This window comes from Nocardia sp. Root136 (assembly GCF_001427185.1).
GTDB lineage: Bacteria > Actinomycetota > Actinomycetes > Mycobacteriales > Mycobacteriaceae > Nocardia > Nocardia salmonicida.
The window spans coordinates 2,349,856-2,363,158 of record NZ_LMFE01000001.1; the positions used below are offsets into that span (position 1 = coordinate 2,349,856).

Annotated in this window: 10 protein-coding genes; 7 read left to right on the top strand and 3 right to left on the bottom strand. The window is 68.9% G+C overall.

Going from position 1 to position 13,303, the window contains the following annotated elements; translation table 11 throughout:
- Window positions 1-15: 15 nt before the first annotated feature.
- Together ASD42_RS10900 and ASD42_RS10905 are read right to left on the bottom strand one after the other, a co-directional pair.
- Window positions 16-3,432, bottom strand: a complete 3,417-nt coding sequence (locus ASD42_RS10900) for an AAA family ATPase (RefSeq protein WP_056813565.1) — start codon at window positions 3,430-3,432, stop codon at window positions 16-18.
- Between the two features lie 49 nt (window positions 3,433-3,481).
- A complete protein-coding gene (locus ASD42_RS10905; protein WP_056813568.1) occupies window positions 3,482-4,669 on the bottom strand; it encodes an exonuclease SbcCD subunit D in 1,188 nt (395 codons plus the stop codon).
- Between the two features lie 183 nt (window positions 4,670-4,852).
- On the opposite strand from ASD42_RS10905, the gene ASD42_RS10910 reads away from it, so the two are divergent.
- Together ASD42_RS10910 and ASD42_RS10915 are read left to right on the top strand one after the other, a co-directional pair.
- Window positions 4,853-6,001, top strand: a complete 1,149-nt coding sequence (locus ASD42_RS10910) for a DNA recombination protein RmuC (protein ID WP_056816028.1) — start codon at window positions 4,853-4,855, stop codon at window positions 5,999-6,001.
- A 51-nt stretch (window positions 6,002-6,052) separates the two neighbouring features.
- Window positions 6,053-6,907: a DUF6542 domain-containing protein gene (locus ASD42_RS10915; RefSeq protein ID WP_156677422.1), complete on the top strand. Its 855-nt coding sequence runs from the start codon at window positions 6,053-6,055 to the stop codon at window positions 6,905-6,907.
- A 153-nt stretch (window positions 6,908-7,060) separates the two neighbouring features.
- On the opposite strand, the gene ASD42_RS10920 is transcribed toward ASD42_RS10915, so the two are convergent.
- Window positions 7,061-8,071 (bottom strand): 4-hydroxy-3-methylbut-2-enyl diphosphate reductase, encoded by a 1,011-nt coding sequence (locus tag ASD42_RS10920; RefSeq protein ID WP_056813574.1) that lies wholly within the window; start codon window positions 8,069-8,071, stop codon window positions 7,061-7,063.
- Between the two features lie 114 nt (window positions 8,072-8,185).
- Here ASD42_RS10920 and ASD42_RS10925 point away from each other — a divergent pair, with 114 nt between their 5' ends.
- From ASD42_RS10925 to ASD42_RS10945, 5 genes are all read left to right on the top strand, one after another.
- Window positions 8,186-8,779 carry a lipid droplet-associated protein gene (locus ASD42_RS10925; RefSeq protein WP_056813577.1) on the top strand — a complete coding sequence of 198 codons (594 nt, stop codon included), beginning with the start codon at window positions 8,186-8,188 and terminating at the stop codon, window positions 8,777-8,779.
- Window positions 8,780-8,866: 87 nt separating this feature from the next.
- Entirely contained in the window at window positions 8,867-10,153 is a 1,287-nt protein-coding gene (gene xseA, locus ASD42_RS10930) for an exodeoxyribonuclease VII large subunit (protein WP_056813580.1), read from the top strand.
- Window positions 10,150-10,410 carry an exodeoxyribonuclease VII small subunit gene (locus ASD42_RS10935; protein ID WP_373864333.1) on the top strand — a complete coding sequence of 87 codons (261 nt, stop codon included), beginning with the start codon at window positions 10,150-10,152 and terminating at the stop codon, window positions 10,408-10,410. Before xseA ends, ASD42_RS10935 begins: the two co-directional genes overlap by 4 nt.
- A 129-nt stretch (window positions 10,411-10,539) precedes the next feature.
- Entirely contained in the window at window positions 10,540-11,808 is a 1,269-nt protein-coding gene (locus tag ASD42_RS10940; RefSeq protein WP_056813583.1) for an amidohydrolase family protein, read from the top strand.
- Window positions 11,809-11,867: 59 nt separating this feature from the next.
- A complete protein-coding gene (locus ASD42_RS10945; RefSeq protein ID WP_056813585.1) occupies window positions 11,868-13,292 on the top strand; it encodes an FAD-binding oxidoreductase in 1,425 nt (474 codons plus the stop codon).
- The last annotated feature ends 11 nt before the right edge of the window (window positions 13,293-13,303 follow it).

Consider the following 13,303-nt stretch of genomic DNA (forward strand, 5'->3'; position numbering starts at 1 on the left):
GGCTCGTCCGGATGATTAGACGACCGTGGCCTCGAGGTGCGAACCCGTGCGACCGCGCAGGACATGCAGGCGTGTGGGGATGCGCTGGCGCATTTCGTCCACGTGGCTGACGACGCCGACCACGCGGCCGTTCGCGCGGAGTTCGTCGAGAACGCCCATGACGGCGTCGAGGGTATCGGCGTCGAGGCTGCCGAAGCCTTCGTCGATGAACAGGGTGTCGAGGACCAGGCCGCCGGACTCGGCGGCGACCACGTCGGCGAGTCCGAGCGCCAAGGCCAGTGAGGCCATGAAGGTTTCACCGCCGGACAGGGTCTTCGCGGAGCGGACGACGCCGGTGTAGTCGTCGCGGACGTCGAGGCCGAGACCGCCTCGTCTGCCCCGGGGACCCGCCTTGTCGGAGTGGACGAATTCGTAACGGCCGCCCGACATTCGGCGTAGCCGCAGTGACCCCGCCACCGCGACCTCTTCGAGCCGAGCCGCGAGGACATAGGAGCGCAACGACATTCGCCGGTTGTTCTCGCCGCGACCCGCCACCACTTCCGCCAGGGCAGCCAGTTCGTCGAAATCACGCTGCTTGGGCGCGATCCGCTCGACCTCTCCCCACAGCTGCGTCCCCAGCTGCTCGAGCTGGGCCACCCGCTCGGTGGCCGCCGACTGGGTTGCCACCGCCGCGGTGAGCGCGCTCTGAGCTTCGGTGAAGCGCTGCTCGAGGGTGTTCAAGTCGCCCGGGGTCTGTTCGGCGACGGCCTGGATCTGCGGTTCCGCGAGCACCGCCTCGGCATGCGCACGGGCCCGGTCCGCGGCGGTGAGTTCAGCTTCGATCGCGGCCTGCTGCCGCGCGGTCCGCGCGACGGCGGTGACGACCTGGGCATAGGCGGTCAGGAGAGCGATATCGTCACGCGGCGCTGCCGGCTCGACGGCCGAGGCTTCGTCGGCGGGTTCTTCATCCGGGGGACCTTCGTCGAACAGGTCGAACAGGCTGGGCATGTCGGGCTCGGCACGGATCGCTCGCGCGGGGCTCCCGGTCGCCTGCTCGTCAGTGTCGAGCTCGGCGTCGACATCGTCACCCGCAGTTCGGCTGGTGGGAGCGACTGGTGAATCGAGTGCCTCCGACGGCCCGCGGTCCTCGTAGCCTTCCGGCACGAGACCGGCTGTGCGGGAAAGGTTTTCCACGCGGGCGGCAATGGTGCGGACGGCGTCGCGAGCGGTGGATTCCTCGGTGCGGGCAGTGCGGAGCATGGTGGCCGCGGTGATGAGCGATTCGAGGCGGGCGGTGCGGGCGTCGACGGTGTTGTCGGCGCCCGCGGCGGTGCGCAGCCGCGCGGTGAGTTCGTCGAGGCGGTTGCGGGTGGTGGTGATGTTGGCGGTGATGGTGCCGATGCGGGCGTCGAGCTCGCGAGACCGGTCGTGGAGGGCGGTTTCCTCGGTGCGCAGGGCCTCGAGGCGGCTGGTCAGGGCGGGGCCACGCTCGGCGGCTTCGGCGGTGTCGTCGAAGCGGTGAGTGGCGGTGCGGACCGCGTCGGCGAGGGCGACGGGGTCCGCGTCGCCACCGCGGGCGGTCAGCGCCTCGATCTCGCGTTCGATGACGCTGATGCGATCGGCGATGCGATCCCGCGCGGCCTCGGCGGACTGTTCGGCGGTGTGCGCGGCGTCCTCGGCGTCCTTGGATACCGCGTCGTCGGTGGGCCGCGCCGGTTCAGGATGCTCGGCAGAACCGCAGACCGTGCACGGCGCACCGTCGGTGAGCGCGCCCGCGAGCTCGGCGGCCATGCCCGCGAGGCGGCGGGCCCGCAGATCGAGGACCCGTTCCTTGGCTTCGAGGTGAGCGCGCCAGGCGGCATCGTGTTCGGTCCGCGCTGTGTCCAAAGCTGGTCGGCGACGCGCGATGTCGACAGCGGCCGCTGCCGAGTCCTGCCACTTGCTCAACTCGTTGCGAAGCCCGGGCAACGCGGCGGCCGCGTCGGTGGCCTCACGCAATTGCTCTTGGACCGAGCCGATCGCCGCCGGCAGTTCGAGCCGCCGCTGCGCCAGCTCCCCCGAACGCTGCGTGAGCCGACCGGCTTCCCCCTCGTGCGCGGCGAGATCCGCGGTGAGCTGACGCGCGGTCACCACATCAGCGCGAACCTCACCGAGCACACCGAGCAGCGCGTTCCACTGACTGATGGCGGCATCGAGGTCGCCCCGGACATCACCGACACCGGCGCCCGCATCCCCGCCATGGACCGGCCCGCGTCCCTGATGACCCGCGCCGAGTGGACCGCCGGACGGCAGGTCCGCTGACGTGCCATAGTCGGGCCGCCCACCCTCCGGTGTGGCGGCGCGTCCATCGACCGGCTCATCCGTCACCACGGTCAGCCGGTCTACTCCCGCGATGTCGGCGGCTGCGGGTGCCCGCAGTTGGTCGGCCAGTTCGCCAGTGGCGCTACGGGTCGCGGTCTCCGCACGGCGCAGGGTGCGGACCGCGGAGCGAGCCTCGTCGATGGCGTGGACGACGGGCTCGGCGCGGCGGGCCTTGACCAGTTCGTGTTCGAGCTCGGTGCGGCGGGGGGAAGATGCGGTGTAGGTGTCCAGTTCGGTGCGGGCTGCCGCCATGCGGGCGTGCAGCCCGGCGACGCGACGTTGTTCTTCGGCTTCGGCGCGGGCCCGCGACGATTCTTTCTGGCGCAGTTCGGCATTCGTGGTCGCCTCGGCGAGTGCGGTGCGCGCGGTGGCGAGTAGCTCCTGCGACCAGGTCACCGCGTCGAGTACACCGACCGATTCCGCGCCGCCGTAGCCCCCGGCCATACCGACCTTGGTGATCAGGCGGTCGATGCCCTGTTTGCGGGAATCCAGGTCGCCCGCGGCGGCGCGGCGGCGATCGGACAGCCACTGTTCGGCCGTCCCGAAACGTTGGGTGTCGAAGAGCTTTTCGAGCAGCTTCTCGCGGTCCTCGTTCTCGGCGCGCAAGAATTTGGCGAAGTCGCCCTGCGGGAGCAGCACCACTTGGAAGAACTGGTCGGCGCTCATACCGAGCAGGCGCAGGACCTCGTCGCCGATATCGGTGATGCGCGAGAGGTTCTCACCGCTGCCGTCGAGCCAGGTGAGCGTGGCCTGGGGTTGCAGGAGCCGGGTACCGGTGCCGGTCTTCTTCGGGCGCTCGAATTCGGGTGAGCGGGTCAGGCGAAGGAGACGGCCGCCGAGCGTGGCTTCCAGTACCACGCTCGGCGGCGTCTGCGGATCGGCGTGATCGGAGTGCAGGCGTTTGCTCTCGCCGCGCGCACCGGGCACCTTGCCGTAGAGGGCGAAGGCGATGGCGTCGAGGATCGTCGTCTTGCCCGCGCCCGTATGCCCGTGCAGCAGGAACAGCCCGTCGGCGCCGAGCGCGTCGAAATCGACGACAGTGGTCTCGGCGAACGGGCCGAACGCGGTGAGTTCGAGCCGGTGCAGCCTCACGCGATGCCACCACCGGCGACAGTCGCCACTGCGAACGCGACGCGTGGGCTCACGCAGTCAGCTCCGACGCAACCGGCGACTGGCCGGATTCGGCACGGACCGAGTCGTTTTCGCTGACCGCGGCGGCCAGCGCGCGCTCCACCCATGCCATCTCCCCCTTGCTCGGTGTGCCACGCACGTCGGTCAGGAAGCTCGCCGCGACCTCCGCGTCGCGACGACCGTGCACCCGCTCGCGGTAGTGCAACTCCGGATTACCTTCCGGGCGCGCCCATTCCACGTGCACCGCGTGCGGGAATCGCCCGCGCAGTTTACGCATCGGGTCCACCGGACGGGTGGTGTCGGTGAGCGTGGCCGACACGTAATGGTCCTCGGCCGCGGCGTATTCGGTATCGGTGAGCAGGGATTCGAGGGTGCCGGTGAGCCTGCTGAGCCCGCGTACCAGCGGCAGATCGTGGCGACGCACCGCGGCGAGCCCCTCGGCGTCGAGGTCGACGATCCACACCGCTTTGCGGTGCGAACTCTCACCGAACGAATACGGCAGCGGCGATCCGCTGTAGCGCACCGACTCCGACAGCGTCTGCGGCGAATGCAGGTGTCCCAGCGCCACATAGTCGATGCCGTCGAAGGCCGACATCGAGACCGTCTCCACACCGCCCACCGAGATGGACCGCTCCGATCCCGTCGCTTCCCCGCCGACCACGAAGGCGTGCGCCAGCACCACCGTGCGAGTGCCGGACCTGGCGGCGATATCGGCGCGAATCCGCTCCATCGCGGCATCGAGGATCTCCGCGTGCGAATGCGCCTGCGGTACACCCAGTTCGGCGCGGGTGATCTCCGGTTCCAGATACGGGATGCCGTAGAACGCCACGTCACCGTCGTCATCGGAGAGTACGATCGGCTGGTCCGCGTCGGCGACCCGCGTGCACAGATGCAGGCCACCGGCCGCGGCGAAGCTGGCACCCGCGCCGAGTCGGGCGGGCGAATCGTGATTGCCCGAGGTGGCGACGATCGTCGCGCCCGCCGCTCGGATCGCCTCGAATCCGCGATTGCAGACCCCGATGGCGTCGGCGTTGGGGATGGAGCGGTCGTAGATATCGCCGGGCACCACCACCACGTCGACCGATTCGGCCGCGACCAGCTCCGCGACGGCAGTCAGCACCCGTGCCTGATCGGCCAGCAGGTCGACACCGTGAAAGGTGCGCCCGATGTGCCAGTCGGAGGTGTGCAGGATCCGCATGTCGCGAACCGTAGGGCACACCCCCGACAGAATTCAATCGACGCACCACACGCGTGTAATTCACCGGCGTGCCGCACAGCGCGGCGCACCCGCCGCCGTGACGGCCTGGCGAGTGCGCCACGACCGTCCCCGGTTTGCCGGGGAATTGCGACTTTGTCGGTGGCCTCGGGCAGTATCGCCGACATGACCGCTTCGATGCTCGTCGCGCTCGTCTTCGTCTTCGCCGCAGGCTTCGGTCTCGGCTGGTTGGGGCATTCCGCCCGTGGTGGGCAGCGCGCCGCCACCGCGGAAGCCCGGCTCGCCGCGGCCGGGGACAATCAACGGTTGCTGCAGCAGTCGCTGCACTCGGCCAATGAGGATGCGGCGCGCAGGCATTCGGCCGCGATCGGCGCGATGGTCGATCCGCTGCGCGACGCGGTCGGAGCATTGGAGCAGCAGATCCGACAGGTCGAGCACCATCGGATCGACGCGTATTCGGGATTGCGCGAGCAGGTCGCGGGCATGCAACGCACCTCGCATCGGCTCTCCGATCAAACCGGTCAGCTGGTCGCGGCGCTGCGCGCGCCGCAGGTGCGCGGCCGGTGGGGCGAGATCCAGCTGGAACGAGTCGTCGAACTGGCCGGGATGACCCGGCACTGCGATTTCGACACCCAGGTGAGTCGGCCCGGCGGCGACGATCGCGGCGTGGTGCGTCCCGACATGGTGGTGCGGCTGGCCGGCGGCAGACACATCGTCGTCGACGCGAAGGTGCCGTTCTCGGCCTATCTGGACGCGGCGACCACCGACGATCCCAGCCAACGCACGCAATTACTGGCCCGCCACGCCAAGCACCTGCGCGCCCACGTCGACCAACTGGCCGACAAGGCGTACTGGGCGGCCTTCGATCCGGCACCGGAGTTCGTCGTGTTGTTCGTGCCCGGCGACCCGTTCCTCGACGCCGCGCTCACCACCGATGCCGACCTTCTGGAGTACGCGTTCGGCCGGAACGTGATTCTGGCAACCCCCACTACATTGATCGCGCTGCTACGAACGGTGGCGTTCAGTTGGCGGCAGGAAGCGCTCTCGCGCGATATGGCAACGGTGCAGCAACTGGGTAAGGAGCTCTACACCCGGCTGGGTAAAGTCGCCGAACATCTGGACAATCTGGGCGTGAATCTCGGTAAGGCCGTAGCGGCTTTCAACGCGACAGTAGGCTCGGTGGAGTCGCGGGTGATGGTCACCGCACGCCGGATGCACGATCTCGGCATCGCCGATCAGGAGCTCCCGGCAATCCGGCTCACCGAGACCCGACCGCGGGTCGTCGCGTTCGCCGACGCCGAGGATCGCATCTGAGATCCTCGTGCCGTGGCGCCTACGGGGGCGATGTGCAGTTAGTGTCATAGTGTGGCTGCTTCCCAACGTGCGCGACCCCGGGTGCCCGCGCCGCAACGTTCGATCGTGCCCTCGGTACCCGGCATCCCCGCCTGGGCCGCGATTCTGCTCGCCGCGGGTGCGACGGGTCTCGGGTTCTTGATCGACGGTCTCGGCGGAGAGACGTATCCGACGGGCACGTTCTCGGCGCTGTATGTGCTCGGCTGCGTGCTCGCCGTCTGCGCGGTGCGCTTCCGCGGTCTGTTCTCCACCATGGTGATGCCGCCGCTGCTGCTGTTCGTCGCAGTGCCGCTGGCCTGCCAGATGCTGGGTGGGCGTGCCACCACCTCGATCAAAGACGTTCTGATGAACCTGATCATCCCGCTGGTGGAGCGCTTCCCGACGATGGCGCTGGCGACCGTGCTGGTACTGGCGATCGGCGGCGCCAGGATCGCGATCGCCAAGCGCGCGCCCCAGACGGCTCGCCCCACCCCGGAGCGCAAGACCGAACGCAAGCCGGTCAAGCGCCGTCGCCCCGAACCGACCCCCGACCTGGCCACTGCCGCCCGCAAGCGACCGCGCCGCGGCACCGCGGTCCTGGACGAGCCCGACACCGAGGTCGACATGGCGAGCCCGGCTCGCCGCCCGGCTAGGCCCACCGAACCCAAACGCGCCCCCGCCGCCGCCAGGCCCCGCGAGCCTCGCGAGCCCCGCGCCGCCCGTGGCGAACCCCGCGCCGCCCGCGCCGCCGCCCCGCCGCGCGAACCCGAACCCTCCCGAGTCCCGCGCCGCCGCGGCGAAGCACCCCCGCACCCGCAGCCGAACGTGCGCTACCGCGACCGAGCCGACTCCACCCGCACAGAACGCCGCCGCCCAGACAACGTCTGAAAACAAAGAGATCCCCGCCGTACAAACGGCGGGGATCTTCTTTTAAGAGCTCACAGATCCAGCAAGAACATGGGTAACTCACCGGCTACGGGCTAACCAGCCCACAATCACCGTCTGGCCGCCAACGCAACCGTCCCCGCCCCAAGTCTGGCTTTAAGTCGCGGGGAGGCGGGCAGGCCGGAGTTCGCGGGGGAGGGAGAAGACCAGGGTTTCGTTGGCTGTGGTCACCGGCTGCACCTCGCCGAAGCCGTGCTCGGCCAGCAGGTCGAGCACCCCGGTCACCAGGATCTCCGGCACCGAAGCACCGGAGGTGATGCCGATGGTCTGCACGCCCTCGAGCCAGGCCAGATCGACCTCGCGCGCGTAGTCGACCAGATAGGCCGCGGTCGCACCCGCGCCGAGCGCCACCTCGACCAGTCGCACCGAGTTCGACGAGTTGCGCGAACCGACCACGATCACCAGATCGCATTCGGGCGCCATCGCCTTGACCGCGGTCTGGCGGTTGGAGGTGGCGTAGCAGATGTCGTCGCTGGGCGGGTCCTGCAGCGTCGGGAAGCGTTCACGCAGCCGCTCGACGGTCTCCATGGTCTCGTCGACCGAGAGCGTGGTCTGCGACAGCCAGATCACCTTCGACGGGTCGCGCACCGTCACCTTGTCCACCGAGTCGGGCCCGTCGACCAGTTGCACGTGCTCGGGCGCCTCTCCGGCGGTGCCTTCGACTTCCTCGTGGCCTTCGTGGCCGATCAGCAGGATGTCGAAGTCGTCGCGGGCGAAGCGCTTGGCTTCCTGGTGCACCTTGGTGACCAGCGGGCAGGTGGCGTCGATGGTGCGCAGGTTCCGCTGCGCGGCGGTCTCGTGCACGATCGGCGCGACACCGTGCGCGGAGAACACGACCAGCGCGCCCTCCGGCACCTCGTCGGTCTCGTCGACGAAGATCACGCCCTGCTCACGTAGCGTTTCCACGACGTGGCGGTTGTGCACGATCTCCTTGCGCACATAGATCGGGGCGCCGTGTTTCTCGAGAGCCTTCTCCACGGTCTCGACGGCGCGGTCGACGCCTGCGCAGTAGCCGCGCGGCTCGGCCAGCAGCACGCGCTTGCCACCGGCAGCCTTCGCGCCCGCGGAGCGCGTGATACCGACGTTCAAGGGGATTGCCGAGGTCATATTCCACAGCTTACGTGCGTGCGACGGGCCGGATCAGGTCGGATCAAGGGGCGAAAGTCACATAACTGGGGGCTGGACCTTTGCATCACACTCGGTTTGCGGCAGGCTGGGGTCATGTTTCGACCTCCGTTCCTGGCCAGGGTGGCCGCCGGCGCCGCCGTGTATGCCTTAGAAGAGACCCGGCGACTGCCCGTCGCCGCGGTCAATTTCCCGATCACCGCGCTCAGTCGCGTGCTGCAGACCACGATGCATATGCAGCAGTTCGTCACCAGCCTCGCGCTCAAGGGTGACGGTGTGTTCGAGCGGCTGGGTTCGGCTCCGGCCGAGCAGCCCGAGTGGGCCACCTTCGACGAGGACATCGAGCCCGCGCCCGCCGCCAACGGCCACACCAGCCGCTTCGATCTGTTCGAAGAGACCGACGCCCCGCAGACCAACGGCAAGGTCGTGCCCGCGCCGCTGCTGCTGCTCGAGACCGAGGAAGAGGTCATCGAGCCCGCCGAGGAGCCCACCGAGGAGGACGTCGTAGCCCCCGAGGTCGCTATCCGCTACGACTACCCCGCGATGACGCTGGCCCAGCTGCGCGCCCGGCTGCGGATGCTGACCGTCGAGGAGTTGGCCCAGCTGCTCGACTTCGAACAGCAGACCCGCGCCCGCGCCCCCTTCGTCACGATGCTCACCAACCGCATCGCCACCGTCCAGGCGCAGTAACCGACCTTCCGTCGAGGCGGCCGCAATCCAACACAACGGATGCGGCCGCTTTTTGGTTGTGTCGGTAGCTCCGCGTAGAACTGACCTATGACTCAGGACGGCGTCGCGCAGACCGGCGCTCCGGCCAATTCGGCGGAGCAGCCGTATCCGGTGCGTTCGGTCGCGGTGAAGGTCGCCCAGTGGATCGAGCGGCTCGGCAGCATCTGGGTGGAGGGGCAGGTCACCCAGATCAATCTGCGCCCCGGCACCCGCACCGCGTTTCTGGTGTTGCGCGACGCCTCGGTGGACATGTCGCTGTCGCTGACCTGCGATCCCGATCTGTTGCGCAGGCTGCCGGTGCCGTTGACCGAGGGCAGCCGCGTGGTCGTCTACGGCAAGCTGCACTTCTTCACCGGTCGAGGCACGGTCTCGTTGCGGGTCACCGAGATTCGCGCGGTCGGCATCGGTGAGCTGCTGGCGCGGATCGAACGATTGAAAGCCCTGTTGACAGCCGAGGGATTGTTCGATGCCCGGCTCAAGCGACCGTTGCCGTTCCTGCCCGCGACGATCGGGCTGATCACCGGACGGGCGAGCGCGGCCGAACGTGACGTCTTGTCCGTGGCCCAGAATCGCTGGCCCGCAGTCCGTTTCGTCATCCGGAACACCGCGGTGCAGGGTCCGACCGCGGTCCCGCAGATGCTCGAAGCCTTGGCCGAACTGGATGGCGACCCCGACGTCGAGGTGATCGTGCTGGCTCGCGGCGGCGGCAGCGTCGAGGACCTGCTGGCCTTCTCCGACGAAGCACTGTGCCGAGCGGTCGCCGCCGCCCGCACCCCGATCGTCAGCGCCATCGGCCACGAACCCGACAACCCGCTGCTCGACCTGGTCGCCGACCTGCGCGCGGCCACCCCCACCGACGCCGCCAAACGCATCGTCCCCGACGCCGCCGCCGAACTGGCCGGAGTCCGGGACATGCGCGCACGTTCGGCGGCCGCGTTGCGCGGCTGGGTCCAGCGCGAGGCGCACACCATCACGCAGTTGCGATCGCGTCCCGTCCTCGCCGATCCGCTGCGCGAGCTGAACCACCGCCACGACGAGCTGGAGCGCTTGCGCACCGCCGCGCGACGCAATGTCGAACAGCTCCTGCGCGGCGAGTCGACGACCACCCTGCATCTGCGCGAGAAGCTCACCGCCGTGGGTCCGGCCGCCACGCTGGCCCGTGGTTACGCTGTCGTGCAGCGCGTCGCCGGTCCCGAACGCCATGTCGTGCGTTCGATCGACGACTCCCCCGCGGGCAGCCAGCTCCGCATCAGGGTCGCCGACGGAGCCGTCACCGCCGCGGCGCTCGGCACCCAGCGATTGACGCCAGAGACCACCGACGAGAAGAGGAAGTGACCGTGGCCGACGCCGGTTCCGAGAACACCGCTGCCGACACCTTGGCCGAGATCGCGACCTTCGGCTACGAACGCGCCCGCGACGAGCTCATCAACGTGGTGAAGATGCTGGAACAGGGCGGCCTCGACCTGGACGACTCGCTGGTGCTGTGGGAACGCGGCGAAGCCCTCGCTACGCGCTGCGAACAGCATCTCGCCGGTGCCCGGCGCCGCGTGGAGGACGCGCTCTCCCGCGCGGATCTCGACTCCACCGACTGATCCGGCGCCGGTCTCCGCGACCGGTGCACAAAACGCAATTCGCGCTTTACGGCCACGAAACACTGTCCCGGCACGCTGATCCTCGTTGGTAAATCGATTGATCAGCCTGGCGGCTGGGAGGCGTACGCGGTGGAGATTTTCGTCGACGGACTGTTCGTGCCGGTGCACGACGGGGCCGAGCCCTATCGGGGATTCCTTACTGTCGAGAACGGCGTCGTCACCGCGACCGGACCCGGTTCACCCGAGATTGCGCCCGGCGCCACCGTGGTGGATCTAGCGGGCAAGCTGGTGCTGCCGGGCTTCGTCTCGGCGCACAGCCACCTGTGGCAGTCGGTATTCCGCGGCCTGGCCGACGGCTGCTCCACCTACGGGTGGATCGAGCAGTTGCACATGCGATACGGCCCGCTGCTCACCGAGTCGGACATGTACGCCTTCACCGTGCACGGCGGTCACGACCTCCTGCGCCACGGCATCACCACGGTCTGCAACCACACGCACAGTTTCGGCGGCGGTGCGGCCGGGCAGTGGCGCGCCGCCCTGGATCTGCCACAGCGAACGGTCTACGCGCACAGTCCTTCTCGCACGGACACCGCGGCCGAACGCCGGGCAGGGATAGAACAGTTCCAGAAGATCACCGCCGAGGTCGACGATCCGCGCATCCTCGGCCGTTCCTACAACACCACCTGGCCGCTCGACGAATCCGAGATGCGCGCCGAAGCCGAACTGCTGACCGAGTACGGCATCGGCAAGCACCTGCACTATCTCGAGGATCCAGCCGCCGCCGACCGTCAGCGCGCCGACTTTCCGCTGCTGCTGGCGACCGGAAGTGTCGGTCCCGACACGGTTTTCGCGCACTTCATCCACACCACACCCGAGATCGTGGCCGAGGCGGGCAGGCGCGGCGCGGCCATCGCGTGGAATCCGTTGTCCAACGGCAGGCTCGGCTCCGGCGTTCCCGACATCCTCGGATATCGCGCCGCGGGCCTGCGGATCGGGCTCGGCGTAGACGGCCAGGCCAGTGCCGACGTCGCCGATCCGTTCCAGAACATGCGCACCGGGCTGTACCTGCTGCGCGCGGCGGCCAGGGACGCGACGGTGCTGAGCAGCCGGGAGATCCTGCGGATGCACACCCTCGGCAGCGCCGAAGCGCTCGGTGTCGAGGACCGTGTCGGCAGCCTGGAGCCGGGCAAGTTCGCCGACTTCCTCGTCATCGATCCGGAGCGACCGAGTACGGGGCCCCTGTCACCAGACCTCTACGCGCACGCCGTACTCGCGCTGTCCGCTGCCAACATCACCGATGTTCGACTGGGCGGGCGCAGCGTCTCGGCGGGACTCTTCGAGCCCACCGCCACCGGCGCGATCCACGAGCGCGTCGCCGCTCTGCGCGCGCTGCTCTGACCTGAATCCTCGATGCCGGACGTCCCGGCACCTTCTCGAAATAGCTTGGAGCACTACCGATGTCACCTATCGAAGCCCTGACAAAGCTGCGGACCGAGCTCGGTCCCATCGACCACTCCACCGACGCCCGCAAGTTGCGCAGCAAGAGCCGCGACCGCTTCGCGCAGAGCCCGGTGCTGCGAGACCTGTTGCGCGGCCGCAACGCCGAGATCTTCATCGCCCCGCGCGACAAAGAGGAACTGCGCACCGCCGTCGCCGCGTGCGCGCGCCATCGCATCCCGATCACCGTGCGCGGCGCGGGTTCCGGGCAGTTCGGGCAGGGCGTGCCGCTCAGCGGTGGCGCGGTGATCGACGTGACCGCCCTGGCCGGGGTCCTCGGCTGGCACGGCGATCGCGGCAGGCAGATCCCGCGCACCGTACGGGCGCTCACCGGCACGGTGGTGGCCGATATCGACGCCGCGATCCGCCCGTCGGGCTGGGAGCTGCGCATGCATCCGTCCACCTCGCAGCAGGCCACCGTCGGCGGCTACATCGCGGGCGGACACGCCGGAATCGGCAGCTGCCAGTGGGGAATTCTGCGTGACACCGGCAATATCACCGCGCTGGAAGTGATGACGGTGGAAGAACATCCGCGCCTGATCGAACTGCGCGGGCGCGATGTGAACACGGTGCACCACGCCTACGGCGCCAACGGCATCATCACCGAGGTCGAGCTCCCGGTCGCACCGGCGTGGGAATGGCACGAGCTGGTGATCTCGTTCCCGGAATTCGAACAGGCCGCACGGTTTTCGGTCGACATCTGCAACAGCGACGGTGTGCTGAAGAAGGTCGTCTCGCCCCACGCGCATCCGCTCCCGCAGTACTTCCCCGATCTGGCGGGTCTCGTACCCGACGGCGAGGCGATGGTGCTGTTGATGGCGGCCGTGCAGTCGGTGCCGAACGTGGAGGATCTCGTGCACGCCAACGGCGGCCGGATCCGCTACCGCTGCCTCGAGGGCAAGGGCACCTATGGCGCACCGCTGTACGAGTTCACCTGGGGGCATTCGATGATGCACTACCAGCGCCGCAACAAGAAGCTGATCGGCCTGCTCGCGCTGTACCCGCAGGAGAACCTGTACGAGTCGATCCTGCGGATTCACCGCGACTTCGCCGAGCTCGGCCCGCTGCATCTGGAGATGAAGCGGATCGACGGCGGCCTGTCGTGCCAGGGCTCGCCGGTATTCGAGTTCGAGAGTCAGCAGCAGCTGGCCGCGATCACCGCGCAGTTGCAGCAGTCCGGGCTGTTCATCGCCAACACCCACACGCCTGTCCTCGGCGCGAGTGGCATGAAGCCGTGGGGGCCGAAAGAGGCTGCGTTCAAACGCGAATTCGACCCCTACGGTCTGCTGGCCCAGGGCAAGGCCGACGACGTCGTCGGCACCGACACCGTTTCCACCTCGACCGCGCTGCCCAACAGCGGCTGGTCCTACCGACTGAGCAATTGAGAAAGGCGCCC